The organism is Luteimonas marina, from assembly GCF_007859325.1.
GTDB classification, from domain to species: Bacteria; Pseudomonadota; Gammaproteobacteria; order Xanthomonadales; family Xanthomonadaceae; genus Luteimonas; species Luteimonas marina.
In genome coordinates this window covers 630,966-656,809 of sequence record NZ_VOHK01000001.1, presented here as the reverse complement: position 1 = coordinate 656,809, position 25,844 = coordinate 630,966, and the positions used below count along the sequence as shown (strand labels likewise).

22 protein-coding genes are annotated in these 25,844 nt (G+C 65.5%); 8 read left to right on the top strand and 14 right to left on the bottom strand.

Annotated features, from left to right (window positions below; genetic code table 11):
* From FQY83_RS03075 to FQY83_RS03060, 5 genes are all read right to left on the bottom strand, one after another.
* Positions 1-426 carry a zinc-finger-containing protein gene (locus FQY83_RS03075; RefSeq protein ID WP_158636418.1) on the bottom strand — a complete coding sequence of 142 codons (426 nt, stop codon included), beginning with the start codon at positions 424-426 and terminating at the stop codon, positions 1-3.
* Entirely contained in the window at positions 357-611 is a 255-nt protein-coding gene (locus FQY83_RS17535) for a hypothetical protein (protein ID WP_158636417.1), read from the bottom strand. The genes FQY83_RS03075 and FQY83_RS17535 overlap by 70 nt, the downstream gene beginning before the upstream one ends.
* Positions 601-1,143: a hypothetical protein gene (locus FQY83_RS03070; protein ID WP_146384926.1), complete on the bottom strand. Its 543-nt coding sequence runs from the start codon at positions 1,141-1,143 to the stop codon at positions 601-603. Before FQY83_RS03070 ends, FQY83_RS17535 begins: the two co-directional genes overlap by 11 nt.
* Positions 1,140-2,072, bottom strand: coding sequence for an SOS response-associated peptidase family protein (locus FQY83_RS03065; RefSeq protein WP_146384924.1), 933 nt, complete (start codon positions 2,070-2,072; stop codon positions 1,140-1,142). Before FQY83_RS03065 ends, FQY83_RS03070 begins: the two co-directional genes overlap by 4 nt.
* A 739-nt stretch (positions 2,073-2,811) precedes the next feature.
* On the bottom strand, positions 2,812-3,093 hold the full coding sequence (locus tag FQY83_RS03060; protein WP_146384922.1) for a helix-turn-helix domain-containing protein: 282 nt from the start codon (positions 3,091-3,093) through the stop codon (positions 2,812-2,814).
* Between the two features lie 116 nt (positions 3,094-3,209).
* Here FQY83_RS03060 and FQY83_RS03055 point away from each other — a divergent pair, with 116 nt between their 5' ends.
* Together FQY83_RS03055 and FQY83_RS17935 are read left to right on the top strand one after the other, a co-directional pair.
* A complete protein-coding gene (locus tag FQY83_RS03055) occupies positions 3,210-3,638 on the top strand; it encodes a hypothetical protein (RefSeq protein WP_146384919.1) in 429 nt (142 codons plus the stop codon).
* Positions 3,639-3,802: 164 nt separating this feature from the next.
* Positions 3,803-4,087 (top strand): BPSL0761 family protein, encoded by a 285-nt coding sequence (locus FQY83_RS17935; RefSeq protein ID WP_146384917.1) that lies wholly within the window; start codon positions 3,803-3,805, stop codon positions 4,085-4,087.
* Positions 4,088-4,356: 269 nt separating this feature from the next.
* Here the strand turns inward: FQY83_RS17935 and FQY83_RS03045 are convergent, their stop codons facing one another.
* The 3 genes from FQY83_RS03045 to FQY83_RS03035 form a co-directional block, all read right to left on the bottom strand.
* The gene (locus tag FQY83_RS03045; RefSeq protein WP_146384915.1) at positions 4,357-5,280 is read right to left on the bottom strand and encodes an ATP-binding protein; all 924 of its coding nucleotides are present in this window, start codon (positions 5,278-5,280) and stop codon (positions 4,357-4,359) included.
* Between the two features lie 72 nt (positions 5,281-5,352).
* The gene (locus tag FQY83_RS03040; RefSeq protein ID WP_146384913.1) at positions 5,353-7,236 is read right to left on the bottom strand and encodes a hypothetical protein; all 1,884 of its coding nucleotides are present in this window, start codon (positions 7,234-7,236) and stop codon (positions 5,353-5,355) included.
* Entirely contained in the window at positions 7,220-7,699 is a 480-nt protein-coding gene (locus FQY83_RS03035) for a hypothetical protein (protein WP_146384911.1), read from the bottom strand. Before FQY83_RS03035 ends, FQY83_RS03040 begins: the two co-directional genes overlap by 17 nt.
* Before the next feature lie 352 nt (positions 7,700-8,051).
* Here FQY83_RS03035 and FQY83_RS03030 point away from each other — a divergent pair, with 352 nt between their 5' ends.
* Together FQY83_RS03030 and FQY83_RS17675 are read left to right on the top strand one after the other, a co-directional pair.
* Complete coding sequence (locus tag FQY83_RS03030; RefSeq protein ID WP_146384909.1) at positions 8,052-8,333, top strand: DUF3653 domain-containing protein; 282 nt, start codon at positions 8,052-8,054, stop codon at positions 8,331-8,333.
* 174 nt (positions 8,334-8,507) lie between these two features.
* Positions 8,508-8,681: a DUF4148 domain-containing protein gene (locus tag FQY83_RS17675; protein ID WP_146384907.1), complete on the top strand. Its 174-nt coding sequence runs from the start codon at positions 8,508-8,510 to the stop codon at positions 8,679-8,681.
* Positions 8,682-8,703: 22 nt separating this feature from the next.
* Here FQY83_RS17675 and FQY83_RS03020 read toward each other — a convergent pair whose 3' ends face one another.
* The 5 genes from FQY83_RS03020 to FQY83_RS03000 form a co-directional block, all read right to left on the bottom strand.
* Entirely contained in the window at positions 8,704-9,477 is a 774-nt protein-coding gene (locus tag FQY83_RS03020; RefSeq protein WP_146384905.1) for a M15 family metallopeptidase, read from the bottom strand.
* The gene (locus FQY83_RS03015; RefSeq protein WP_238333380.1) at positions 9,425-11,014 is read right to left on the bottom strand and encodes a serine hydrolase; all 1,590 of its coding nucleotides are present in this window, start codon (positions 11,012-11,014) and stop codon (positions 9,425-9,427) included. Before FQY83_RS03015 ends, FQY83_RS03020 begins: the two co-directional genes overlap by 53 nt.
* A 62-nt stretch (positions 11,015-11,076) precedes the next feature.
* A complete protein-coding gene (locus FQY83_RS03010; RefSeq protein ID WP_146384903.1) occupies positions 11,077-14,007 on the bottom strand; it encodes a TonB-dependent receptor domain-containing protein in 2,931 nt (976 codons plus the stop codon).
* Positions 14,008-14,511: 504 nt separating this feature from the next.
* On the bottom strand, positions 14,512-17,514 hold the full coding sequence (locus tag FQY83_RS03005; protein ID WP_146384900.1) for a TonB-dependent receptor: 3,003 nt from the start codon (positions 17,512-17,514) through the stop codon (positions 14,512-14,514).
* 39 nt (positions 17,515-17,553) lie between these two features.
* On the bottom strand, positions 17,554-19,068 hold the full coding sequence (locus tag FQY83_RS03000) for a transglutaminase-like domain-containing protein (RefSeq protein ID WP_146384898.1): 1,515 nt from the start codon (positions 19,066-19,068) through the stop codon (positions 17,554-17,556).
* 187 nt (positions 19,069-19,255) lie between these two features.
* Between FQY83_RS03000 and FQY83_RS02995 the strand changes: the two genes are divergently transcribed.
* The 4 genes from FQY83_RS02995 (at position 19,256) to FQY83_RS02980 (ending at position 24,058) form a co-directional block, all read left to right on the top strand.
* The gene (locus tag FQY83_RS02995) at positions 19,256-20,659 is read left to right on the top strand and encodes a C40 family peptidase (RefSeq protein ID WP_146384896.1); all 1,404 of its coding nucleotides are present in this window, start codon (positions 19,256-19,258) and stop codon (positions 20,657-20,659) included.
* Between the two features lie 43 nt (positions 20,660-20,702).
* Positions 20,703-21,800, top strand: coding sequence for a dipeptide epimerase (locus tag FQY83_RS02990; protein ID WP_146384894.1), 1,098 nt, complete (start codon positions 20,703-20,705; stop codon positions 21,798-21,800).
* 10 nt (positions 21,801-21,810) lie between these two features.
* On the top strand, positions 21,811-22,653 hold the full coding sequence (locus tag FQY83_RS02985; protein WP_146384892.1) for a MurR/RpiR family transcriptional regulator: 843 nt from the start codon (positions 21,811-21,813) through the stop codon (positions 22,651-22,653).
* 112 nt (positions 22,654-22,765) lie between these two features.
* The gene (locus tag FQY83_RS02980; protein ID WP_238333379.1) at positions 22,766-24,058 is read left to right on the top strand and encodes a dicarboxylate/amino acid:cation symporter; all 1,293 of its coding nucleotides are present in this window, start codon (positions 22,766-22,768) and stop codon (positions 24,056-24,058) included.
* Between the two features lie 9 nt (positions 24,059-24,067).
* Here FQY83_RS02980 and FQY83_RS02975 read toward each other — a convergent pair whose 3' ends face one another.
* On the bottom strand, positions 24,068-25,690 hold the full coding sequence (locus FQY83_RS02975) for an FMN-binding glutamate synthase family protein (RefSeq protein WP_146384890.1): 1,623 nt from the start codon (positions 25,688-25,690) through the stop codon (positions 24,068-24,070).
* Between the last annotated feature and the right edge of the window lie 154 nt (positions 25,691-25,844).

The following is a 25,844-nucleotide window of genomic DNA, read 5'->3' as shown; positions in this document are numbered from 1 at the left end:
TCACCGTTCGCGACGACCAATTAGCTCAATCAGTTGCCGGCAGGCTTCCGGATCCATCCGGCCGATGTGGGCCTCGGCTTTGGTCAGCCCCATCGCTTTCGCCATCCATCGGTACGCGGCGGAGCGGGACATGCCGCCGTCGCGCCAAAACGCATCCAGCGCAGCATGCGCGCGCCTGCGCCATTCGCGGGTCTCCGCGTTGGCCAGGCTCCCAAGCGGCCGCTCGGAGCCCGCGTAGCAACGGATGCAGGCGTCACAAGTAGCGCATTTCCACGCTGGCCCCCAGTTGGCCGGGTAAGGGTAGCCGCGGGACTGGCTGTGCAGCAGAGCCGCCGGCCTGCAGCAATAGGGGCAAGCTACCCGGGGAATGGCTCGTTCTCGTTCCCGTCTTGTCCGAACAGGCCGGCGTCGACGGCGGAGTCGCACAGGTCGAGGATCCGCACGTGCGTCTGCTCGGCCAGCCCAGCGCCCGCCTCGGCCTTGATGTCCTCGGCGCGGCGCCAGAACCAGGTGGCGAACTCGGCCGGTGTGCGGCCTGCGCGGGCGCTCGACCACTCGCTGACCTCGCGCGACAGCCTCTGGAGTCGTTCCTCGAGCTGATCAGGCGTCATCACAGGGTTCCTCTGGGTCTCCGGGCACAAGACCCGCTTTGTGGAGGATGCAGTCGAGTCGAGCGTCGACGTGCGGCAAGTGTTCGGTCGGCGCGGCGTCGCGGATGCCGTCGGCGTATCCGGCGAACTCTTCCATGACGTATTCCGGCTGGATGGTCTCCACCATGTGCCGTATGCGCCGCGCCAGTTCGTCGAGGTGCCGATCGAGCCAGGCGCGTTCCGGCGAACGAGCGCTGGGTCCTAGGCCGAAGATCTCGCTCACCAGTAGCCGGGAGCCGCGGCTAACGCTGTCCCACTCGCCGGCATCGAGCGCAATCCACAGCTGGATGCAGGCCGCCTTCAGCGGTTCGGGGATGGTCTGCCCTCGGTATCCCTCGAGAATCCGCAACAGCTCGGGGTCGTAGGCGTCGTGCTCTGTCCAGAACTGGCCGTAGGTCTTTCCAGCGTTTGCCGGATCCGCCCGGTAGCCGCGGCACCATTCGGTCAAGCGCCGCACCCGCTGGACCATCTCGAACACCTCAGGCTGGGTCACGCGGCCTCCCGGTGTTCGTAATAGGGGTGGCGCTTGTCGTCGAAGATGGCGTGCAAGGCACCGAGGTTCCCCTGCTCGGGGGCGAGCCAGGCGTCGATGTGCTCCGGCTTGATGTTGATGACCGTCCGGTCGTGACCAGCCGCGGCGACCTCGGGCTCCGGGTCGTCGGTGATGGCGGCGAAGGACAGCAACTCCGGCTCTCTGCCAGACGGATCGGTCCAGTGTGACCAGAGGCAGGCAATCAGCATCGGCTCGCGATCCCGTGGGGTGAATGCCAATACCCGGTTCTTCCCATCGGGCCCCTCGACGTTCTCGAAGAACACATCGGCCACCAGCAGCCCGTGGTGATGGCCGAACTGGCCCTGCCAGAAGCCCTCTAGATTATCGCGCCGGGCGTTGTAGGTGCCCGGGTACTTACGGTCGTAAACGGCGGGCTTGCCGGCCGGTCGGCACAGGTATCGCATAAGCTTGACGGTCCGCTGGCCGCCCTCGGCGACCATCACCGGTGCAAAGACGCCCGGGTAGATGCGCCAGTCCTGGTCGCTCTCCTTGCCCTTAAGTGAATCCAATCGGCGCTGCGCAGCGGCGACCTTGTTGGTGCCGATCCGAACGTCCTCGGCCGCCTTCTTGGTGGCCCTGGTTTGCAGGGCCCGTTCAGCGTCCGCCACCCGCCGTCGCTGGGCGAAGATCTCCTGGGTGAGCTGGTCGATCTCCCAGTTGTCCCAGCCGCGGATCAGGTCTGCCACCTCGGGCGGCCCGTGCTGGAGGATGTCCCGCTCGACGCCGCGCGGCACCTTCGGCCGCTTACGGGGATCCTTGCCTTCGCCCCACCAGAACACCTTCACGTAGGCGTCGATATCCATTCCGTGGCCGCCGGTGGCCCGGACGAACTTCTTGAACTCGGCGTGCACTTGGGCGGAATAGCACATGAGGGCCTCCATCGTTCGGGGTTGAGGTTAGCGCGCCAGGCGCAACCATGGCGTCAGACTTTTCCGACATCGATACAGGCGATGCTCTGACTGCGCCCACCTGGGCTGGAGCGCAGGCTTAGGCCACCAGCAACGCATGGTGCGCGCTAGCCGGACTCGGATCGTCCACGTCCCCTAGTCGTCCACGTTCCCCGGCGTGCATGCAATCCAGCCATGCGAGCCCCTGCAGGGATGCGGGGGCTGCTGGAGCCTAACGATACCGCTCCCCAACTCAACCTCGCCGTCACGAGTGCGAACTACAACTGCCGGTGCCAGGGACCCACTCTCTGCGGGCGCGTCGTTATGCAACCCAATCCGGGTATGCATAATTAGGCACGGGATGCATAATTGACACATTGGCGCAGCTCATCATTCAATCAACGCGCGCATTAGTCGCATTTTCGAAACAATGAATCAGCGTTGTCCCACTTGGTGGACCATAACTCAGCTGGCCCAAGTCCCAAGACGCTGGCACCTTGCTAGTGGGCACAAAGGTTCCCGAGAATGCCGGGGGCTGTCCTGTCCAGGCACTCAGCCCCTCTGGCCGTCGCGCTGTCCTTAATGCACGGAATTGCGCGCGGATCCTTCCAGCGAGACCGGTCTTCCCAGCGAGACCGTTATTTGGCCGCGTCCCGGGCAGCAGCCGCGCACTGCGGTGTCCGACATCGCCGTAGCCCGTTGCTCCGGCCGACGGGCAGCTTCACTTCGGGTCCGGGGCCTTCTTCCGACGGCCGGGTGACTCGGACGCAGCAACCACAAGGCGAAGGGCTACGTCGGGCGCGAGGCCCAGACGTGCAGTCAGGTGAAGGAACTCCATGACGTCCAGTCGACGCGCGCCTGCCTCGATCGCGGACAGGCGCTGTTGGGGCCACCCGAGATCCTTGGACAAAGCGGTCTGCGTGAGCCCAATCTCCTCGCGTCGCGCACGAAGTCGCTCGACGAGTCGCCTGTATTCGGCTGAATAGATTGTCTTACCTGTCATGGTCGCGCCGGAGAAGGGCGACCTGAGAAGCTATGGCACGGGTACCGATTACATGAAATTCATGTAGGATCTAGGCGGTCTGCCCTTGCTTTCCCACCTCCGGCGACGCGACCGACATGGCCCTGTACTTGGTGAATCCAGCCGTCGAGATGACCCTTGAGCTGTACGTTTCTGCACAGCTTGAGGAAGCGCTGACGATCCAGTTTGAGCGGATCAAGGACCGAAAAGTGCGGGACACATTCGTGAGACGCCTGGAAAACCAGGTTGAGACACTTCTCAAAGACAGCATCGACTGGGACCTGAAAGAGCCAACCGAGGCCCAGCTCAATTACGCCATTCTTATCGCAAAGCAGCTCGGAATCTCGGTGCCCAGCGAGGTGCGCAAGTCCCGATTCTATGCGGCGATGTTCTTGGAAACCTATGCGGCACAGGTGAAAAAGGACCTGGCAGCCGGGGGCGAGCAACCTGGCGGGACACCAGCGGAGCTGGCGCAGAAGCTCGCGGTAGATCGGCTGCGAAAGTCCGACAAGGACAAGGCCTCGTGATCGTGATCAGACTGTAGGTCCGGTGTGGCCCAGTCGACTTCCCACCCCTCTGTCACCCCGCTCTGAAAGCCAGACCACCGAGCCGTTCACTAGCGCCGCTTGCGTCGCACGTCGCGAGACTGGCTTGACGGACAGTACCGACCCACAGCCAAGGATTTCCGACTATGACATTGCCTGATGAGCGAGCGAGGGCTCTGGTCTGGGCAGGTGGCTTTCTCGTCGAGCTAGCGCGAAATGCGTCACTGCCTCTTCGCGTGCGGCAGCGTGCAGTCCTGATTGCTAGACATTTCCCGACTGCGGGTGAGGTCATGCTGGCAGCAACTGTGACTGAGAGCGGGACAGGAGTTGGGCTCGTGCTCGGACCAGCTGAAGACGGTCGCGATTGGATGGCAGACTGCCCTCAAGGCCCACTGACCATGTCCACTAGGTTGGAGTGGCCCGAAGAGTAGGTTCTCTTCAAGGGGGGGGATCGTCCAGAATCGCCACTGTTGCGGTCTTCCCCGCCAGCCGACTTCCGGACTATGGAACTCTCAAACGCTCCAGCGCTCATCAGCGAAGTCGTTCTCGGCAGCCCGACTGGGGGGTGAGGCTCATGGAGGTTGCCCCCTTGAGCCTACCCCCGATAATGCTCCCTAATCCCCCGCGACCCTTTCAGTCGCCATTGGTAACGCAGTCGCATGCAACGGCATGTACTCGAAGTACCGCTCCTGCTCAAGTCTCAGTCGTCCTCCGGTTCCTCGCCTGAGTCACCCTCACTCCCACTGGCATCCTCTCGCGCACGGGTCTCCAACTGGAGCAGCCCGGCAGCGAGGACCACATCTGTCACTTGGTCTGGACTCAAGCCGCGGAATCCGGCTTGGTTTGCGTACTTCTGATAGATGTAAGTTGCCATGGTCGTCAAAGCTTGCATGGACGCTTCCTCGACCGGCTCCACGCCCATTTCTTCTCGCCGTCCGACATACTCGTTCCAGATAGGCTCGGCCTCATTTGCCAAACGCCAGTCGGCCGCCCACGCTTCCGGGGCGAGCCCTTGGGTGAAGCTGATGCCACTCCGTGCTGGATGGAAGCAGTGCTGATCAAAGCGGTTATAAGCGAACCTCACTTCATCCAGAGATCGGTGCCCCACGAACTCCACGTCGTCAGCCATCAGCCTGGCTGTGATTTGCTTCTCGCCGGAAACGATCAGCAGCTCACGCTTTACTTTGATCTGCGGCTGACCCACAAGTAGAGTGAATAGCATCACACGATACAGATGGTAAAGCTCATTCTGGATCGACATTAGGATCTCGAAGTGCAAGATCTCCAACCGCTGTGCATCATCGAGTACTAGCACAACTTTCCTAGCAGGGCATCGCCTAGCCATTATGAGGAATCGATTAATTATCAATTCCATCTTCTGATCCTTCGAACCACGCGTGGGAGGAGCTTCGCCCAAGGCGCGTAGAAGTGAATCTAGAAAGTCACCCTCTCTGACAGCGTCGTGTTTACGAACACAGAGCAAAGTGACCGATATTCTATAGCCAATCGTATCTGATAGATACCGCTTGATGAATTCGGCGCAGTGCGATTTGCCCAAGCGCCGCTGCCCGTGGATCATTGCGCCTGAAAAATTCAACGTCACCCATGCCGTCAAACTGGCCATGATTCGACTTATGGGCTTAGTCAGAATCAGGTAGTCATTCTTCTCGATGGGATGAGGAATGCTCGCCACAATTCATCCCTTCAGCTTGTCGCCAAGAAGCGCTTCAAGGTCAAGTTCGGCACCTTTGGCCACATCCGCAATCAGTCTGGGCGAAGTCAACAGACGGCCGGATCTTGGGGTCTGGCGCGAGGCCGATTGCGCGCGACGGACCTTTGACGGCTGCGAAACCTTTGTTTTGCTAGTCTTGCGCAAGAAGTCATTGACCTGCTCCTCGGGATCCACGCCCTCGGACCAGTAAAAATTTCCATCAGCGATTTCTCTATTAAGCTTCTTTCGCAAGCGGATGTCGTGCACGAAGTGTGCCCACGGGCCGCGTGCGTAGAGTGTACCGAGATCGATTCCGCCCGAGACTTTCGCTTTGACTGATCTGAGGTCGACGAGATTCACCGTGAGGACGACCTCCTTGTTGGCTAACAGATCACCACTTGAGCGCAAGACGTCGTTCGTATACTGGCCCTTCATATAATTGATTCGGGGCGGATGATCGTCGCTGGACCGAATAGTCGCAGTTACCTCGATTTTTAAGAGGTTGCGCCACGAGGCGTTTGGAGACATGTCAGAGCGAATAAGGGCCGAATGCGGCTCCTCTCGAAGGACTTGAAGCGGTGACTTTCCGTAGTGCGCCGAGTGAGGCTCCGCATTGTAATTGCAGAGGACGACGTCCAAGTATTCTTCCATTTGTTCGACTGTCAGTCCCTGGTCTTCCGCCGCGCTCATCGCAGATGCTCGCTCCCTATTGCTCATGTTGGGACGAACTCCGCCCACAAGGTGCTGAATGTTGCGATGGGTGAGCGTATTGAACAGCTGTTCGATCTCACAGCGAGTGCGCGGTTCCCGCGGGAGGCCCATTCGAAGCGTCGCGTGCAACCTCTCTAGAACGATCTGGCGGATATTGTCTGCATGCCCACAGAGGGCATTATCTAGACTGATACTGTCGACATAGCGACCGGCACAGCGTGGGATGACGCCTGAAGGCATGCCTGCATCGGGATTGTAGTCGAGCCCTACGATCTCGAATGTCTGCCGCCGCTCCCAAGGGGCCATCATGCTGTACAGGCAACGCAGTAGGTCCAGATGCGATGGTTCGCGCTCAACAGATAGGCTCCACCCTAGACACGCCTCACTATCTACCTCAACGGCCGCGATCAGCCAGGGGCGAAGGGCCCGAGTTTTGAAACGCGATTTGCGGCCAACGAACTTGACACGAATGAACGAATCCAGTCGATGGGCGTCAATCTGGACGTTTCGATATCGCGCATCGATCTGCAAACGAAAAGCTCGCTCAACGGAGTCCCGCAGGGGAACGCGCGCCTCCCCGCGCTGCTTTGCGATCTCCGCATTAATTGCCTGCCTGAAACCTTCGCGACCCTTGTTTTGCAGGCTGAATGGGTACCCGGTCTTTCCCTGCAACTGGGAAATCCTAGTCAGAAAGATGTTGTGCTCCTTCTTTATTGGAACTCGCCCGGTGAAATTCGTACTGGCGTACTTGCTTGCTTGCTTCGCAATGAGAAGTCGCAGCGGCTCGTGATTAGCCAACATTTGCATGAACAAGCCTCCCGTCCCTCGGCCGGCAGCCAGAGCGTCTGCGCGGACTTCACTCGACCGCTCATAGGCCTTCTTCCGAACGTACGGAACCAGGGCGCGAAAGCCCCAAATTTTTCCATCATGCGCGTGACTCGCGCACGCTTCGAGCATAGTGTAGACAGTCGCAGTGTCGACACCCTCGACCTTGCAGAGCACTCTTAGACTTGCTCCCCGCATGTATGCCTCGATTATGCGTTTGCGCCGGGCATAGGCATCCTTGTGCTTTTCTGGGATTTCGCGATCGGTGGGCGTCGGCCAAGTTGAGGTGTCCCGCCAACAAGCTGGAAACAAGCTCTCAGCTTTGCGGTGCATGGTCCACTTTCCTGAGTCGTGTATTCAACGAAAGGCCTTGGGCCCACTCAAGATCAAGCTGGCCAATCCTGATCAGGTGGAAAATGGCGCTTTGAAGCACGAATCGGTTGTCTCCAAGGGATTCACCAGCGTCGCCAATGGTAAGTCCTGCGCTTGGCCACTCGGTCAGAAGCTTATGGCAAGTAAGCTTCAAACCACCTTGTTGTCGAGCCGACACGGCGTAAGGATGTGCCTGCTCCAGACCAAGCAAGAGGGAGCGTCGTGCCCAAAGCCATCGGGGCGTGACACGCCCTCGACCAGTTTCAACAGTCTCGTAGCCATCGGCCAGTAACTCCCAAGGCGTGCCGGACGGCGCCGTGTCGGCCTTATCTTCTGCCGAGACATCGATCAGATACTCGTTGCCTCCGTACTCGACCCAAAAGTCCGCCAGCCACTCTTGCGGCTCATCGGGATTCGCAGGCAACTCTACGTAAGCCGTAACCGCTGTGCACCAGTCCAGCCACAAACCGAGCCAGTAGCATCTCGCTGGGAGGATGACTTCACGGCGTAGCTTGGCACTGTAGTACTCGCAAATTGACCGGGCCCGCCGCTTATTTAGTGGCAGACGAGTGGGACTCGGCTTTGGGCGTGCAGTTACCCCACGAGCGGCGCTCCTTAGGGTCTAGCCGCACCCGTATACGCCTTTTAGCTGCCGATCGCAACAGCAACATTTCCCTTATTTCCGCGGCCCTATGAAGTAAATCAGCCACTTAGCGGACTTTGACAATGTCGATTTCTGGTGGGCGACCAGCTCCCCACATCGAGGCACGAATCCCATGAACTCGCTTCCGCCCTGCTGGCCCAAGGGCCAGGCCTGCCCGAACGAATGCGCGGCCTCGCTCTACGAGCGCGAAATCTACAACCGAGCGCCCATGCACGGCCCCTGGGCCGGCTGGCGCATGGCTGGCCGCGAACTCGTTTCGCCCGACGGCGACCGCATCACGCCCGAACGCCTGCGGGGCCTCGTCTGGCGGCTGCGGGCCGAGGCCCGACGGGACGCCGCGCGAGCGGCTCGTGAAAAGCGGATTGGCGCGCCGGTCTTCATCCGGACCGACTGAAGGTCGATCTCCCGGCCATCGGGACACCGCCCGGCCGGTAACCTCCAACCTCCGCCAACTGCTCCAGAAATCCGCGCAAATTCGCCGGAATTCGGGGAAATTCCGCGCAATTGACGTTTTCTTACGCTGCCGGACCGTACCATGCGCGGGTAATCCGCAACACGTGAAGTCCACATGGCACCCAGCAAAAGCAACAACACCGTCCTCCGCAAGTCCGGCAGGTCCGGCAGCAAGCAGACCGCGACCCTGACCCGCGAGCAGATCGAGGACGATCTGGCGGCCTTCCGCAAGGCCGGCGGCAAGGTCGAGAAGCTCGGCAACACCAATACCTTCAAGAAGATCGGCTGACACCCGGCCAAGCCGGTCCGCGTCAGCGGATCGGGATGTCGTGGAAGGTCTCCGGCGGCGGCTGCAGCCGGAAGGTGTAGTGCCACCATTCCATCTCGTAGTTCGCGAAGCCGTGGCGCACCATCGCGTCGCGCAGCAGCGTGCGGTTTTCGCGCTGTCCGGCGGTGATGCTCGGGTGGTCGGTGTTGGCGCGCGGGTCGAAGAAGTCGAACGCGGTGCCCATGTCCAGCTCCTCGCATGCGTCCGGTCCCGGTCCGCAGCGCAGCAGGGTGAGGTCGATCGTGGCGCCCTTGCTGTGTCCTGAGCGATCGGAAATGTAGCCGGGAATCAGGCTGCCCTTGTCGAGGGCGGGATAGAACTCGGCCTTCGTTCGCTGATCGCTGGCGTCGGCGGCCCAGCGCACGAACTGCTGCACGGCGCGCACGGGCCGGTAGCAGTCGAAGATGCGCAGCCTCATCCCCTGCCCGCGCAGTTCGACTTCGACGTCCCGCAGCGCTTCGGCCGCCGGAAGCAGCAGGTAGCACTTCGCCGCTTCGTAGCCGTCCACGCGCGTGCCGGTGAAGTTGTGTTCGCCGGCGTAGCGGATGTCCAGGTCGATGTCCGGCACCAGACGGGCGATGTCGACGAGGTCCGCGGCTTCGAAGGCCGCGGCCGGCGCGCCCGGTCCGGGCGCAGGCGTTTTCGACGCACACGATGCGCCGAGCAGCAGCGACAGCGCCGCCAGCAGCGCGATGCCGGGCCGATCAGGGCGCCGGGCAGTCGCCGATGCGCTCGAACGCGAGGTCTTCGTAGTCATAGCTGAAATCCGCTTCGGGGTCGACCTTCGCCATCGTCAATCGCGCGGGGCCGGTTGCGGGCGTGGTGAACGTCAACCAGGCTTGCGCGTCGGCGCCGAGTTCGTGCCAGTCCACCAGCAGGCGCTCGCCGCTGCGCATGACTGCGCCGTGCAGCTTCGGCGATTTCATCGCGCGGAAGCCCACGCCCTCGCCTTCAGCGCAGATCGAGACTTCGCCGAACCACGGATCGCGGTAGCGGCCCAGGAAGCCCGCGGCGTCGCGTACCGAAGCCCTGGTGCGTGCTTCCTCCGGGGTGGAGGATTGCGCCACGTCGGCGGATTCGGCGCGTTCGGCGGCAAGCAGCGCCGCGTAGTGCGCGACCGTGAGCGAAGGATCGTCCGGCCGGGTGAAGTGCTTGACCAGGACCTGCGTCAGCACGGTGCGCAGTTCGTCGGCGTTGCCGTTGATCAGGAGGACGAAGCCGGTGTCCTTCTGCGGCAGCAGGGTCACCGCCGAGTACATGCCCGAAAGCGTCCCGGTGTGCGAAACCTTCCAGGTGCCGTCCACGTCGGTCAGGCGCCAGCCGTGGCCATAGGCGGAGAAATGGCTGTCGTCCCAGTCGCGCATGCGCCGCGACAGCGGCATGGGCATGTGCGTCTTCCAGGCGTCCTCGCGCTGGCGCTGCGACAGCCACGGCCTGCCGTCGGCATCGAGGCCGAAGCGCTCGGGCTGGAGCCACATGCGGACCCACGCCAGCATGTCGTCGAGGCTGCAGCGGATGCCGCCCGCGGCCATCATCGGTACGTCGGGAATCACTTCGTCGTCCGCGCGTACCACCACCTGCCGCCCGCCTTCGCCGCGCGCGTGCGGCTGCGCGACGTTGCCAGCCTCGTCGCGCCGCCACTCGCCCGCCTGGCAGCGCGACATGCCGAGCGGCTCGAACAGTTCGCGCCGCAGCAACACGTCGTATGGCGCGCCTCCGGCTGCGGCGGCGACTTCTCCGGCGACGATGTACAGCGTGTTGTCGTAGGCATAGCGCGAGCGGAAGCTGTACGCAGGCTTCAGGTAGCGCAGGCCGCGGATCACGTCGGCGCGGGTGAACAGGTTCGGCTCGGGCCACAGCATCAGGTCCCCTGCCCCGGCGCCCAGCCCGCTGTTGTGGATCAGCAGGTCGCGCACCTGCATCTCGCGCGTCACCCACGCGTCGTGCATGCGGAAGTCCGGCAGGTGCTTCACCACAGGATCGGTCCAGTCCAGCTTGCCCTGGTCGACCAGGCGTGCCAGCAGCGCGGCCGTCATCGCCTTGCTGTTGGAGGCGATCTTGAACAGGGTCGCCCGGTCGATCCCCTGCCCTCCCCCGGCGACCAGTTCGCCCCGGGTGCGCGCGTACCGCACTTCGCCGTCGACGATGACGCCGACGGCGAGGCCCGGTGGCGCGTAGCGCGCGAAGGCATCGTCGAACGCGGCATCGAGCGCTTCGACCGTCCTGTCGCCGCCGCCGTTGTCCGACGCCTGCGCCGGAGGATTCGCGGACAGGCACAGCCATGCCGCCGCCACGCAGGCAAGGACACGCCCTGCGTTCCACCTGCGCCCGTTCGATGCCTCGTCGCCGGCGGGCCTCACCGGAAGGCGTACTCGAGCGTGAGGTTGAAGGACCGGCCGCGCGGGTCGGCGACGCGCGACTCCCACGCCGCGCCGTCGCCGTCGTCGAGGTAGCGCAGCGTGAACGGCGGGTCGGTGTCGAGCAGGTTGCGGACGCCGAAGGTCGCCCTCAGCCCTTCCATGCCCGTCCAGGTGAGGCTGTAGTTGTAGGTGATGTACTCGTCGACCTCGGTCTCCCATGCGGGCGGCGCGTAGTTGCCGTTGCGCATGCCCGGCGGCACGTAGTCCTCGTAGCCGTCGCGGTAGACCTGCGTGAGGGTGTGCATCCAGTCGCCGCGGGTCCAGCCGAAGTTGAGGGTGTGCTTCCACTTCAGCGGGAGGTTGAGGTAGCGCTCGAACTTGCCGACGATGTCGTCGCCGTAGGGTTGCGACGCCAGGCTCTTGATGCGGAAGGAATCGAGGTAGCTGCCGTTGAGGTTGACGAGGAAGCTGCCGCCCGCCAGCTCCGTGCGGAAGTTGACGTCCAGCTCGACGCCCCGGCTGAAGGTGCCGCCGGAATTGATGAAGCGCTGGTCGATGGCGACCACCGCGCCGCTCGAATCGCGGATCCAGTTGCCGGCGAACAGGTCGTACTCGTCGATCAGCGTCTGCAGCCCGGGCGAGCGGATGGTGTTGATGCGCTCGATCTCCCACCAGTCGATGCTGAAATTGAAGTTCCCGGTCGGCGCCACCACCACGCCGAAGCTCGACTGCTTCGACTCCTCGGGATCGAGGTCGGGCTTGCCCCCGGACAGGATGATCGGCCGGATCTGCTCGCAGCCTGCGACGCCGGGGTTGTAGACGCCGCTGGGGCAAGTGGCGGGATCGGCGAGATCCAGGCCGGTATAGGGGGTTTCGGCGATGCCGCGGAACAGTTTCGCGAAGTCGGGCACCTTGAAGCCGGTGCTGTAGGCGCCGCGGAACGCGAGCCACTCGACCGGCTGGTACTTGAAGGAATACTTGGGATTGGTCGTGGCGCCGAAGCCGCTGTAGTGGTCGTAACGCCCGGCGAGCGTGATCTCCAGCGAATCGAACAGCGGCAGGTAGACCTCTGCGAACACGGCCTTGATGTCGCGGTGCACGGGATCGATGTAGTTCTGCCCGTCGCCGGGGGCACCGAAGATCCAGGCGTTGCCGAGGATCGCCTCCGGTGGCCCGTAGAATTCGTACTCCTCGCGACGCAGGTCGACGCCGGTGGCGGCCTGCACCTCGCCTCCGGGCAGGCTGAATCCGAGTCCGCCGGAGAAGGTCGCGTCGAGGATCGTGCTGCTGGACTGACCGCCGTACAGCATCACGCCGCGGGCGGACGCGGCCTCCAGCGCGCTCATCGCCTCGGCGCTCTGCGGCTGGCTCGGCATCAGGAACGGGTTGAGCAGGCCGCTTCCGAGGATCTGCTTGAGCTGCGGCGTGTAGTAGTAGCCGTTGCCGAGCACGGATTCGGCGCGGCTGCTGGCATGCGAGAACCCGGTGCTGTAGTCCCAGCTGCCCAGCGTGCCCTCGAACCCGACGAGCATGCGCATGGCCCGGGTGGTGGTCTCGATCTCGCGCGGGCCGCAGGCGATGCAGCGCCAGCGATACGGGATCGGCGCGCCATAGCTCAGCCCGTCCTCGCCGAAATACGCCGCTAGCGCGTCGTACACCATGTCGTAGGTCTCGCGCGTGAGGTCGTTCAGCGGATACCAGGTCGACAGGTCGAGCTGGCTCGCGGTGCCGGCGGGATACGCCGCCGAGGAGATCTGCTGTGCCTCGAACTGCCGCTTCGACTCGACTTCCGAGACCATGAGTTCCGCGACGATCCGGTGATCGTCGTTGATCCGGAACGTGCCGCGGCCGATCAGCTGCACGGTGTCCACCGGCTGCTGGATCACGCGCGCCCGGCCGTAGTCCCAGGCACAGGCATAGCGGGAACTCGAAGCACTCCATACCCGGTCGTCGTACGGCCCCATCAGATCACCGCCCGCCTCGCAGCCGGCCGCCCCGGGCAGGTCGAGGATGTTGATGCCGCCCATGATGTTGTCGTCGGCGGGATCGACGAGCCCGAAACCGATCAACCCCGGGGCCCCGCCGATGCGGTCGTGGCTGACGTTGAAGATCGTCGCGAACGGCGTGCCGCGCGTATCCGGGGACAGGCCGCGTTCGGGCTGGAAGCTGTCGGCGAAATCGCGGTCGACGCCGCGCAGGATCCGGTTGCGCTTGACGCTGAGCGCGGCCCAGGCGTTCCAGCGGTCGGTGTCGATGTCGCCGACGCCGCCGAGCAGGCTTGCCTGGTAGATCTCCCCGCCGCCGTCCTGGGTGACGTCCACGCCGGTGGTGGCGGACAGCCCCTGGTAGTCGGTGCGGGTGATGAAGTTGATCACGCCGCCGATCGCGTCGGTACCGTAGACCGCCGACGCGCCGTCGCGCAGGACCTCGACGCGATCGATCGCGGCGAAGGGAATCGAGTTCAGGTCGGCGACCATGCCGGCCAGCCCGTGCGCGGCGACGCGGCGGCCGTTGAGCAGCACCAGCGTCGCATCGGCGCCCTGCCCGCGCAGGTTCGCGCCGGAGACGCCGTTGTTGCCGCGGGTGCCGGGCGGCGCGATGCCGCTGTTGGCGGCGAGGCTGTCGGCGCTGTTGCTGGCGATGTTCAGGAACTGCATCAGCTGCTCGGCCGAGGTGATGCCCTGGGCGTCGATCTCCTGCCGCTGGATGATCGTCACCGGCAGCGCCGCCTCGATGTCCGTGCGCTTGATGCGCGAGCCGGTCACGCTGATGCGGTCGAGCGTTCGCGTTGTATCTGTTTGCGTTTGCGTTTGCGCCGCGCCTGTCGGCTCATCCTGCGCGATGGCGGTTCCCGCCAAGGTCATTGCGATCGCGATCGCCAGCACCGATCCCGGTACCAGGCTGTTGCCGCTACGGATTGCCGACATGGAATTCCCCGGAGTGATTGTCGTTGGCGGTGATGCGGGGAACGCCTGCATTCATGTTCCTCGCCCACCGCCGGAGCCCTGTTTCCGTGCTGCTTAACATGCGATCGAGAACACTGTCAATTTGCTGTCATCTGCATCTGGTGGCGCGCGTCGCAGGATCGGCGGTGCATGCGCGACGGGAATCCGCCGTGCCGTATTGCCCGATGCAATCGGAGAGGCATGCGACCTGCAACCGCGAGAAGCATCGGAACGGGGCTTTTCCCAGGGGGGAACAAACCGGAGAAACGCCTGTCATTTCGACCGCAGGGAGAAATCTCCTCTCCCCGCGCCGGACGGGAGATTTCTCCCTGCGGTCGAAATGACAGTGTGCTGGATATCCTCCCCCGATCGCAGGGACGGGGCTTCGCCGGCCTCGTTCGGGCGAACAACCCAAAAAAGACGGCCACCGGAGTGGCCGTGCAAAGGGAGAGGTGTCGCGAAACCAGGCAATGGTCGAAGCCGGGTTCAGAAGTTCCAGGTCACGACCAGTTGCATGTAGCGCGGGGACTGCCAGCGCGTGCCCTGTCCGAAGGTGCTCCGCATCACGCCGGGCTGCGACTCGTAGCGGCTGTGCACGTTGATGACCGTCTGCCTGTTGAGCAGGTTGTAGACGGAGAAGCGCGCCTTCAGGTCGATGCCTTCGACCGGCAGCGTCCAGGTGGCGTTGGCGCCCAGGTTGTAGACCCAGGGCATGCGGCCGAACGCACCGCGCTCGGTGTACTCCAGTTGACGCGTCGTCCAGTCGCCGCAGTTCGCCACGCACAGCCAGCCCGTGCCGCCGCTGCCGAACTCGTTGGTGAAGCTGCCTCCCGCGCGGTTGTCGTTGGGCCAGACCACGCCGAAGGCGGTGATCGGGCCGCCCGAGCGCACGCTCAACGTGGAGCCGAAGGACCACATCTCGTTGAGCTTGAAGCTGCCGCGCAGCTTGATCTGGTGGCGATAGTCGTTGAACAGCACGCCGTAGCGTTCGACGCCCGCCGGATGGTCGAAGTACTGGACCATGCCGGTATCGGCATAACCGAGGTCGGAGTTGACCGGCCCTTCCATGTTGCCTTCGGTCTTGGACCACAGGTAGCTGGCGTTGAACGCCCACTTGTCGTCCCAGGCGCGGTCGAGCTGGAATTCGACGGCCTTGTAGACGCGCTTGGGCTTGGGATACCCGACCACCTGGCCGCTGCCCAGCATGCGGTAGCCCTCCCGCGAGGTGTCGATCTCGAACCATTCCTCGGTCGTGGGGCACCACAGGGTCGCCGTTTCGCCCGGGTTGATGATCGGCCAGTCGCCGGAATACCACGGACAAGCTTCGGGAGAGGAGTTGATCAACGCGTCCTCGATGGCGCGGTTGAGCGTGCGGTAGGTGGCATTGACGCCCCACGACCATTCGCGGTTGATGGCCTGCTGGAAGCCCAGGATGTACTCGTCCTGGTACACCTGCTTGAGATCGCGGTCGACGATGGTGCGGAAATCGCCGCCGCCGGCGTTGTAGGAGCTGTCGACCGGACCGATCTGCGCGCCGACGATCGGGGCCAGGTAGGGGCTGCCGGTGATCGGGTTGTCGAGCGTCTGCCAGCCATCGAGCACGTAGAAGGTGTGCTCGTCGATGGCGCCGCCGCCGAAGTACTCGGGAAGCCGGTTGGTCATCGGGATGTAGTAGCGGCCGGCGTTGCCGAACAGCTTGGTGGTGCCATCCCCCTTCATGTCCCAGCTGAAACCGAGGCGCGGGGCCATCATGTCGCCGAAATCCGACTTGGTGAAAACGTCTCCGCCGACCTTGGATTCGAACCTGTCGAAACGCAGGCCCAGACTCAGCAGCAGGTCGGGCGTGACGTTCCAGTTGTCTTCGATGTAGATGCCCTGGGAGGTGGACTCGACCTCGGCGCCCTGGATGTAGCGGCGCGCATCCAGGATCGCGAAGACGCCATCGGGCACGGCCGAACCGTTCGAAAGCGGCCCGCCCGGGGTGACCGAAACCGCCTGATACGACACGCCATCGCCCGGATAGACGTTGGAAGTCACGGATTCGAGTACTTCCTGGTCCAGGCCGAAGCGCAACTGGTGGTCACCCAGCGACCATTCGAAATCGAGGCGGCTGGCTTCACGCTTGTCGTCGCGGCTGGACACCGAATTCCCGGTCGGATGGCAGTCCAGCGGCAGGTTGGGCGTCCCTGCCGGGTATTGGTAGTTGCTGCCGAGGGTGAACCTGCTGCACAGGGTATCGGCCAGCGACCATGTATACGAAGCGCGTTCGTTGACGCCATACATCGCCTTGGCGACGAAGTTGTCGGTGAAATGACCGGTGTAGGTCAGCGAGTAGTTGTCGCCACCGCCCCTGGAATACCCGGTGCCGTCGTAGGCGCCCACCGCCTTGTCGTCCCAAGAGTAGGCATAGCTGTCGGTGGTGGTGTCGGTCTTGTCGGAGAACGCCAGCAATTCGAGCAGATGGTTGTCGGTGATCTGCCAGTCCAGCTTGGTGCCCCAGAAATCGCCGTCCGTCCCTCCTTCGAACCAGCTGAAGCCGGTGGTCGATGTGTACTCGCTGTTGGTATCACGCTTCTCGTACATGGCGAAGAAGAACAGCCGGTCCTTCACGATCGGGCCGGACGCCCACACGTTGGTCTTGAAGAAGGACGAATCGTCGCGGCTGGCGTAGTTGTGCACCGTCCCGTCGTGGTGGAAATGATCCTCGGCCGCGGACGACCACGCGGCAGGCTCCATGGTGAGCTCGACGCCTCCCTTGAATTCGTTGCTGCCGGACCGGGTCACGGCATTGATGACGCCGCCGGTGCTGCGGCCGAACTCGGCCGAATAGCCGCCGGTCTTGACCTGGAATTCCTCGTAGAAGCCGAACGGGGCCGTCGAGTAGCCCTGGCGGCGGAACGGATCGGTGACGTTGAGGCCGTTGATGTAGATCTGGTTCTCCGCCACCGTCGAGCCGCCGAAGGTCAGGCCGCCGAACGTGGCGCCGGTCGCCACCACGCCCGGCGCCAGCAGCGCCACCGACCCCAGGCCCTGGTCCACCGGCAGCCGCGCCAGTTCCTCGCGCCTGATGTTGGTCGCCGATTCCGTCGAGCGCACGTCGACGCGGTTGACCACGCGCGCGCCGACCACCTGGATGGCATCCAGGTTCACCAATCCGCCATCGCCGCCGAGGTTCACGGTCGTGGTGCCGCCGAGGGACACCGTGAAGTTGACCGGCTCGCCCACGCCCTGGCCGTCGCGGTTGACCTGCAGGCTGTAGTTGCCGATCGGCAACTGGGTCAGCCGGTAGCTGCCGTCCGAGGACACCGTGACCGTCCTGCTCGCGCCGGTCGCGGTGTTGGTGATGGTGATCTGGTCCCCGGCGCTGGCGCGGCCGGCCACGGCGCCCGTCGCGCTTTGCGCGAAGACCAGCGGTGTGGCGGTGGCGAAGCACGCGCCCAGCGCGATGCACAGCGCGGCGCGGCGGAATGTCTTGTGGCTGGCCTTCATTGCAGTTCTCCCCGGAACGGTGGCTGAGGTTGGCGTTGATCAGGTGCGCTGGCCCGGCGGGAGCGGCAGCAGCTCCCACTGGAAGTCGTAGTCCCACTGGTCGAAGTAGAGGTTGCCGCCGTCCCACTCGGCTTCTCCCCGCTGGAGGTCGACCGTCTCCGAGCGGAAATGGGTCTTGGCCGGGACGAACTCGCGGCCGTAGTCGTCGTTGAAGGCGATGCGGTAGGCGTCGAAGCCACCGAAGTAGAAGTCGGCGAGCGCGGGATCGTCGCCCGGCAGGCGGCCGAAGGTGACGTCCATCGGCAGCCAGCCGTACGGGGCCAGGTACAGCCAGCCCCAGTCGTGCATGTTGTTGTAGCGGCCGTCGGAGAAGATCCAGCCCGACTGCCAGCGCGCGGGAATACCGTTGAGGCGCAGCAGGGTGATCAGCAGCAGCGTCTGCTGGCCGCAGTCGGCGTGGCCGGCCTTGAGCGCGTGCTCGCCGATGTTGGTGATGGTCGAATACTCGCGCGCGCCGGCCCAGGGGATGCGGTCGACCGCGTCGAACAGCCTGCGGGCGATCCTGTAGGGATTGCGCTCGTCGCCCACCACCTGCGCCGAGAACAGGCGCATCGCGTCAGTGAAGATCACGTGCGGCGCGCGCTCGGCGAGGAAGGGTGCGAGCTCCGGCGTCGGTTCGACCGGCACGACCTCGTCGGGATCGACCGCGACGTACTGCCCGAACACGGTGAGCTCGTAGCTGACGGAGAAGCGCGTGGGCTGCCCCGCCCTCGCCGGCTGCTCGAAGTACGCGGTGCGCTGCATCGCCGATTCCGGCGCGAGGACGTGCCGCGCGGGCTCGGTGGCCAGCAGGTGCAGGCCTTCCTGCTGCCCGTCGATCGCGCGCGGGTACGGGAGCCAGGCGCGGATGGTTTCGCCCGTCGGCACGGCGTCGGCATCGACGGTGAGCGACTGGGTGACGCGCACCCGGCGCGGCGCCACGCTGCGGCGCGACTGCGCCAGCGCCTGTTCGCGGATCTCGGCATGGTGCGGCTGCTGCTGTTCCAGCGGACTGTCGTTGAACGGCTTCGGGTCGGCGCGGCGCGCCCTCGCCTCTTCGCTGAGGCGAAACAGGTTGGAGGGCGCGCGACCGAAATAGCGGACCTCGCCGTCGATGACCCGGGATTCGAACAGGCCGGCGCGGCGCCAGCGTTCGAACTCGTCGTCGCGCAGGTCGGGGATCTGCCTGCGCACGGCCGCCTCGACCTGCGCGGCATCGAGGCGGAAATCGAGCCGGATGCGGCGCATGCGCTCGCGCTGGAATTCGAGCGCGCGATGCGTTCCCGATTGCGGGGCAACGCTCGCCAGCGCATCGTCGATCAGATGGTTGGCTTGCTCGAAGCGGCCGGCATCGACCAGTTCGACGACTTCCGCGAGCGGCGGTGCCTCGATCCCGTCGCCGGTCGCTTCCCGTCCCTCTCCCGCCAGCGCGATCGTCGCCACGGACAGGACGATGACCAGGAAAATCCCCAACGACCGGACGTGGCGAACGCGCAGCAGACCGCGCGTTCGCATGCACAGACCCTCAGCCCTAGTTCGAATGCCAGTCCCCACGGCGCATGGCCACCGTCATGAAGCAGTTTCGGCTGTGTAACATGGCGGCAAGACAACGTCAATAAATTATTCTTGACATATTGCATATATGAATGATGTATTCCTTCCCCGTGGATCCGCTGGATCGTCCGGGAGTGCGGTCTTGAACATGAGGCGATGGCTGTCCAGGGGGGCTGCGGGCACCGTCTTCGCGCTGGCCGCTGCGCTGGCCGCGCCCGCCTGGTCGCAGGCGCCGCGCGCCGCCGGCGCGGAAGTCGTGCCGGGCGTGGTCGAGGCGCAGCTCTCGCCCGACTACTGGATCGACCGCCTGCGCAACGCCGACCGCGTCATCCTCGACCGCGACGCCATCGCCGCACAGAACGCGACCATGCAGCGCATCGATCCCTCGATGCACGACATCGAGCAGTTGCCGGTCACCCTGGAGGCCGAGCAGGTGCAGGCCTGGATCGAGAAGGCCTCGCCGCCGCCCACCCGCACGCTCTACGACGAGGCCGGCAAGGAAGGCAGCCAGCGCGCGATCGACAAGCTGGTCGCCGCGCTCAACCTCAAGGGCATTCCGCAGACCCAGGTCACGCGCTACGCGATGGTGGTGCGGCGCGCCAACCTGCGCACCTTCCCCACCCACCTGCGCGTGTTCAGCACGCCCGACGACCGCGACATCGACCGCTTCCAGGAAAGCGCGCTGTTCCCGGGCACGCCGGTGGCCGTGGTCCACGAGAGCCGCGACCGCCGCTGGCTGTTCGTGCTCAGCCAGACCTATGCGGCGTGGATCGAGGCCGGCGCGGTCGCGTTCGGCGACAAGGACGCGATCTTCGCCCACGCCCGCCGCGCGCCGTTCGTGGTGGTCACCGGGGCGAAGGTGCACACCGTGCACACGCCCGAAAACGCCGCCGCCTCCGACGTGCAGCTGGACATGGGCGTGCGCCTGCCGCTGGCGCAGTGGCCCGCCGACGAACCGCTCAACGGCCAGCATCCCGGCTTCGGCCACGTCGTTGATCTGCCCGCGCGCAACGCCGACGGCACGCTTGCCTTCGTGCCGGCCCTGATCCCGCGCTCGGCCGACGTGTCCCCGGACTACCTGCCGCTGACCAAGGCCAACCTGATTCGCCAGGCCTTCAAGTTCCTCGGCGAGCGCTACGGCTGGGGCCACGGCTACAACGCGCGCGACTGCAGCGGCTTCGTGTCGGAGATCTACCGCAGCATGGGCGTGCTGCTGCCGCGCAACACCAGCGACCAGTCGCGCAGCCCCGCGCTGAACCGGATCGCGCTGGACGAGGACACCGGCCACGACGAACGCCTGCGCCTGCTGCAGCGGGCCGAAGTCGGCGACCTGGTCTACATCCCCGGCCACGTGATGATGGTGCTGGGCCGCATCGACGGCGAGACCTACGTGATCCATGACACCAGCGGCATGTCGCTCTCCGACGGCGCCGGCGGGCTGCGGCGTTTCCATCTCAACGGCGTCGTGGTCACGCCGCTGCTGCCGATGATGTCCAACGCCACCACGGCGACGGTCGACCGCATCACCAATATCCAGCGGATCCGGCCGTGACCACGGCGGGGCAAGCGGCCGGAGTCGCCGCGGGGGGAAAGCGATGAAGATCACGGAAGTGCGCCTGGGCATGGTCCGCGTGCCGCTGAAGACGCCGTTCAAGACCGCGCTGCGCACCGTGGACACGGTCGAGGACCTGATCGTCTCGATCCACACCGACAGCGGCCACGTCGGCTACGGCGAGGCCGCGGCGACCGCGGTGATCACCGGCGACACCCACGGCTCGATGATCGAGGCGATCGGCAAGGTGATCGCGCCGCGCCTGATCGGCGAGGACATCGCCAACCTCAACCGCATCGTGCGCCTGGTGCAGACCGCGCTCGAGCGCAACACCAGCGCCAAGGCCGCGGTCGAGATCGCGGTCTACGACCTGTGGGGGCAGCTGTACGAGACGCCGCTGTACCGCATGCTCGGCGGTGGCGAGCCGGTCATCACCACCGATATCACCATCAGCGTCGACCATATCGACAAGATGGTGTCGGACTCGATCTCGGCGGTGGACCGCGGCTTCGAGTCGCTGAAGATCAAGGTCGGCAAGGACATCGGCCTCGACGTCGAACGGGTCAAGGCGATCCACGCCGCCGTCGAGGGCCGCGCCCTGCTGCGCCTGGACGCCAACCAGGGCTGGACGGCGAAGCAGGCGGTGCACGCGATGCACGCGCTCGAGGACGCCGGCGTGCACCTGGAACTGCTGGAGCAGCCGGTGCGCGCGCAGGACATTGCCGGGATGAAATACGTCAGCGACCGGGTGAAGACGCCGGTGATGGCCGACGAAAGCGTGTTCGGCCCGCTGGAGGTGATCGAGCTGATCGAACGGCGCGCCGCCGACATCATCAACATCAAGCTGATGAAGACCGGCGGCATCTCCAACGCGATCCGCATCGCCGACATCGCCGCTCTGTACGGCGTCGAGTGCATGATCGGCTGCATGATCGAGACCAGCATCAGCGTGGCCGCGGCGGTGCACGTGGCGATCGCCAAGTCCGACGTGATCACCAAGGTCGACCTCGACGGCCCCTCGCTGTGCGCGTTCGACCCGGTGGACGGCGGCGTCACCTTCAACGAGTCCGAGATCTCGGTGTCGGAGGCGCCGGGGCTCGGCATCCGCGCGATCCGCGGCTACAAGCCGATCAGCGCCTGACGCCTGCGCGATGCAGCCGCTGCTGATCATCCGCTCCGAGCGCGGCCAGATGTCGGCGATCGAGCGCCGCATCGCCGACTTCATCCTCGACAACGCGCACCTGCTACGCGACTACTCCTCGCAGCAGTTGGCCAACGCGCTGGGCATCAGCCAATCGAGCGTGGTGAAGTTCAGCCAGAAGCTCGGCTTCAAGGGCTATCCCGACCTGAAGTACTCGATCGGCGAGGCGGTCGCACGCAACGGCGACAGCGCGGAACCGGCCGCTGCCGGCGACGAAAGCAACGTCCAGGACGCGCTCGCGCGCGAACTCTGGCAGGCGAAGTCGCGCGCGGAGGAGGAAACGCGGCTGCTGAACCCGCCCGAGCGCATCGAGGCCGTCGCCGCCATGCTGCGCGGTGCGGGCAAGGCCTTCGCCGTCGGCATCGGCGAGGACAGCGTCGTCGCGCGCGCGTTCGCGACCCGGCTGTCCCTGCTCGGCTTCCTCGCGATCCACCATTTCGACCCGGTGCTGGTGCCGGCCGAGGTCGCGACCTCGCAGCCGGACGACGTGCTGCTGCTGTTCTCCGAGCGCGGCGAGGCCGCGACGCTGTGCCAGCTGGCGCGCATCTTCCGCGCGCGCGGCGGCAAGGTGATCTCGGTGACGCGGCACACGGCCAACCCCCTGCGCGCGCACGCCGACCTGTCCCTGCTGGTCTCGGCGCACGACGAGGCGCGCCACGTCGAGCCGCTGCTGTACCACGCCGCCCTGCAGCAGTTGCTCGACCTGGTGTTCCTGCTGCTGTGCGGCGACGAGTCGCGGCGGCGGCAGTTCGACGACTACCATGAGCACGTGCGCTCCCTGCTCGATGCCTGACCGGCGATGGAAGGCTGTCTTCGACCAAACGCTTTCCGGCCCGATGCCGCCAGTCCGCCCCCTCCGCCCGTGATATCCAGTCTCCCCTCCTTCCATCGAATCCCGCACGCCCATGACCCATGAATCCGCCGGCCAGCGCCCGCGCCTGTCCACGCCCGCGCGCGTCCTGATCGCCCTGCTCGCCGGCGCCGCCGTGGGCCTGCTGCTTGCGGCCTTCGACCACGAGCGCGCGCTGCAGGTGGCCGACGCCGTGCAGCCGATCGGCCGGCTCTGGCTCAACGCGCTGCAGATGACGGTGGTGCCGCTGGTGGCCGCGCTGGTGGTGGTCGGCATCAATTCCGCGGCCGACGCCGCGGCCTCGGGTCGCACTGCGCGCACCGCGATCGTCGTGTTCCTCGTCCTGCTGGCGCTGTCGGGGACCTTCGCCGCGATCGCCGCGCCGACCTTCCTGTCGCTGATGCCGCGCGACGAGGCCCTGATCGCCAGCTTCCGCGCCGCGATCCAGGCGCCGGAGGCGTTGCCGGCGGCCGCCGGCGTCGGCGCCTGGCTGGCCAATATCATCCCCAGCAACGCCATCGCCGCCGCCGCCAACAGCGCGATGCTGCCGCTGGTGGTGTTCGCGATGTTCTTCGGCTTCGCCCTGACCCGCATCGATCCGGAACACCGCGCGCGTATGCTCGACCTGGTGCGCACCGTCGGCGACACCATGATCGTGATCGTGCGCTGGGTGCTGTGGGCGGCGCCGCTGGGCGTGTTCGCGCTGGTGCTGGCGGTGTGCGCGCGGGTCGGGATCGACATGCTCAGCGCGCTGGGCTACTACATCCTGACCCAGTGCACGCTCTACATCGCGATCACCCTGCTGCTGTACGTGGTCGCCGCGCTCGCCGCCGGCGAACGCCCGGCGCGCTTCGCCAAGGCGCTGCTGCCGGTGCAGGCGATCGCCGCCAGCACGCAATCGTCGCTGGCATCGCTGCCGGTGATGATCGAAAGCGCGCGTACCCGGCTGGGCTACCCGCTCGCGGTCACCTCGCTGGTGCTGCCGATGGCGGTGTCGCTGTTCCGCATCGCCAGCCCACCGCAGTACATCGTGGTGGCCTGCTTCATCGCCTGGATGTACGGCGTCGACCTGACCGCCGTGCAGCTCGGCGCCGCGGTCGGCCTGAGCATCGTGGTCAGCATGGGCTCGGTCGGCCTGCCCGGCCAGGTGAGCTTCATGACCACCAACATGCCGGTCACCCAGTCGATGGGCCTGCCGGTGGAGCCGCTGGGCGTACTGCTGGCGATGGACACGATCCCCGACGTCTTCGCCACCATCGCCAACACCTCGGCGGACATGACCGCGACCGCGGTGGTGGCGAAAAGCACGGGCCAGGTGGACGCGGCGCCGGATTCCGACGGCGCCTGATACCGCCGCCTACATCAGCTTGCTCCGCCGCATCTCCATCGCCCGCTCCGGCGGCGCGAACGAATCGGTCCTCGCCGCCGGCCAGAACGCACGGAACACCGCGTGCTCGGGCACGTGGTCGAGCAGTTCGCCCGGCTCCAGGAAGCGGTAGAGCGCCGCCAGCGAACGCACCTCGGTCGGCGACACCCGGCGCAGGATGTGCTCCGGCCCCAGCTGCGAAGGATGCTCGAGCCCCGCCGCGCCGAGCAGGTCGCGCAGCGCCCTGAGCGTGTTCTGGTGGAAATGGAACACGCGCCGCGCCTTGTCGTCGACGTCGAGCGCGCGCCAGCGCGCCGGATCCTGGGTGGCGATGCCGGTCGGGCAGCGGTCGTTGTGGCAGCTGCGCGACTGGATGCAGCCGAGTGAGAACATGAAGCCGCGCGCCGCGTTGCACCAGTCCGCGCCCATCGCGATCGTGCGCGCGATGTCGAACGCGCTGGCGATCCTGCCCGCCGCGCCGATGCGGACGCGATCGCGCAGACCGATCCCGACCAGCGTGTTGTGCACCAGCATCAGGCCTTCATGCATCGGCACGCCGACGTGGTTGATGAACTCCGACGGCGCCGCGCCGGTGCCGCCCTCGGCGCCGTCGACGACGATGAAGTCCGGCGTCAGTCCGGTCTCCAGCATCGCCTTGGCGACGCCGAACCACTCCCAGGGATGGCCGATGGCGAGCTTGAAGCCGGTGGGCTTGCCGCCGGACAGCTTGCGCAGCCGCGCGACGAATTCGAGCAGGCCGGCCGGCGTTGCGAACGCCGAATGCGACGCCGGCGACACGCAGTCCACGCCCTGCGGCACGCCGCGCGCGGCGGCGATCTCCGCGCTCACCTTGGCCGCCGGCAGCACCCCGCCGTGGCCGGGCTTGGCGCCCTGCGACAGCTTGACCTCGATCATTAGCACCTGCGGGTCGGCGGCATTGGCGACGAAGCGCTCCTCGTTGAACGTGCCGTCCTCGCCACGGCAACCGAAGTAGCCCGAACCGATCTCCCAGACCAGGTCGCCGCCGCGCTCGCGGTGGTACGAGGAAATCGAGCCCTCGCCGGTGTCGTGATAGAAGCGGCCCTGCTTCGCGCCCTCGTTCAGCGCGCGCACGGCATTGGCCGACAGCGAGCCGAAGCTCATCGCCGAGATGTTGAACACGCTGGCGTCGTAGGGCACGGACTGCGCGCCGCCGACCAGCACGCGGAAATCGTGCGAATCGGCATGCGCGGGCGCCAGCGAGTGGTTGATCCATTCGTAGTCGATGCCGTAGGGATCGTGCTCGCTGCCGAACGGCACCACGTCCATCTCGTTCTTGGCGCGCTGGTAGACCAGGGCGCGCTTCTCGCGCGAGAACGGCACCTCGGCCAGGTCGTCCTCGATGAAGTACTGGCGTATCTCGGGCCGGATCGACTCGAAGCCGTAGCGGAAGTGCGCCAGCAGCGGATAGTTGCGGCGCAGGGTCGCGCGCCGCTGCAGCAGGTCGAGCGTGCCCAGCAGCGCCAGCGCGGCGAAGATGCCGAAGCCCCACCACCAGCCGGGCGAGCGCAGCGCGAGCACGAGCGAGAGCAGGGTCAGGGCGATGCAGGCGGCATACGCGAGGTAACGGCTCATCTGGCTCCTTCGCTGGATGGCGTGCCGGAGTCGGGATTTTATTGTTCCTGCATGCAATTGATTTGCAAGGGAAAATAGACAACGGCTCCGATGATCTACTCGCGCCCCTACTCACAGAGGAGCGACCGGGCGACATGGTACGCGATGGCCCGCC

Coding starts and splice junctions, on each gene's coding strand:
- FQY83_RS03040 (WP_146384913.1), bottom strand. CDS start 7,236: ATGCACCGCAAAGCTGAGAGCTTGTTTCCAGCTTGTTGGCGGGACACC.
- FQY83_RS02995 (WP_146384896.1), top strand. CDS start 19,256: ATGAGGCGATGGCTGTCCAGGGGGGCTGCGGGCACCGTCTTCGCGCTG.
- FQY83_RS03065 (WP_146384924.1), bottom strand. CDS start 2,072: ATGTGCTATTCCGCCCAAGTGCACGCCGAGTTCAAGAAGTTCGTCCGG.
- FQY83_RS17535 (WP_158636417.1), bottom strand. CDS start 611: ATGACGCCTGATCAGCTCGAGGAACGACTCCAGAGGCTGTCGCGCGAG.
- FQY83_RS03030 (WP_146384909.1), top strand. CDS start 8,052: ATGAACTCGCTTCCGCCCTGCTGGCCCAAGGGCCAGGCCTGCCCGAAC.
- FQY83_RS03045 (WP_146384915.1), bottom strand. CDS start 5,280: ATGGCCAGTTTGACGGCATGGGTGACGTTGAATTTTTCAGGCGCAATG.
- FQY83_RS02985 (WP_146384892.1), top strand. CDS start 21,811: ATGCAGCCGCTGCTGATCATCCGCTCCGAGCGCGGCCAGATGTCGGCG.
- FQY83_RS17935 (WP_146384917.1), top strand. CDS start 3,803: ATGACATTGCCTGATGAGCGAGCGAGGGCTCTGGTCTGGGCAGGTGGC.
- FQY83_RS02990 (WP_146384894.1), top strand. CDS start 20,703: ATGAAGATCACGGAAGTGCGCCTGGGCATGGTCCGCGTGCCGCTGAAG.
- FQY83_RS03060 (WP_146384922.1), bottom strand. CDS start 3,093: ATGACAGGTAAGACAATCTATTCAGCCGAATACAGGCGACTCGTCGAG.
- FQY83_RS03020 (WP_146384905.1), bottom strand. CDS start 9,477: ATGACTACGAAGACCTCGCGTTCGAGCGCATCGGCGACTGCCCGGCGC.
- FQY83_RS17675 (WP_146384907.1), top strand. CDS start 8,508: ATGGCACCCAGCAAAAGCAACAACACCGTCCTCCGCAAGTCCGGCAGG.
- FQY83_RS03000 (WP_146384898.1), bottom strand. CDS start 19,068: ATGCGAACGCGCGGTCTGCTGCGCGTTCGCCACGTCCGGTCGTTGGGG.
- FQY83_RS03055 (WP_146384919.1), top strand. CDS start 3,210: ATGGCCCTGTACTTGGTGAATCCAGCCGTCGAGATGACCCTTGAGCTG.
- FQY83_RS03010 (WP_146384903.1), bottom strand. CDS start 14,007: ATGTCGGCAATCCGTAGCGGCAACAGCCTGGTACCGGGATCGGTGCTG.
- FQY83_RS03005 (WP_146384900.1), bottom strand. CDS start 17,514: ATGAAGGCCAGCCACAAGACATTCCGCCGCGCCGCGCTGTGCATCGCG.
- FQY83_RS02975 (WP_146384890.1), bottom strand. CDS start 25,690: ATGAGCCGTTACCTCGCGTATGCCGCCTGCATCGCCCTGACCCTGCTC.
- FQY83_RS02980 (WP_238333379.1), top strand. CDS start 22,766: ATGACCCATGAATCCGCCGGCCAGCGCCCGCGCCTGTCCACGCCCGCG.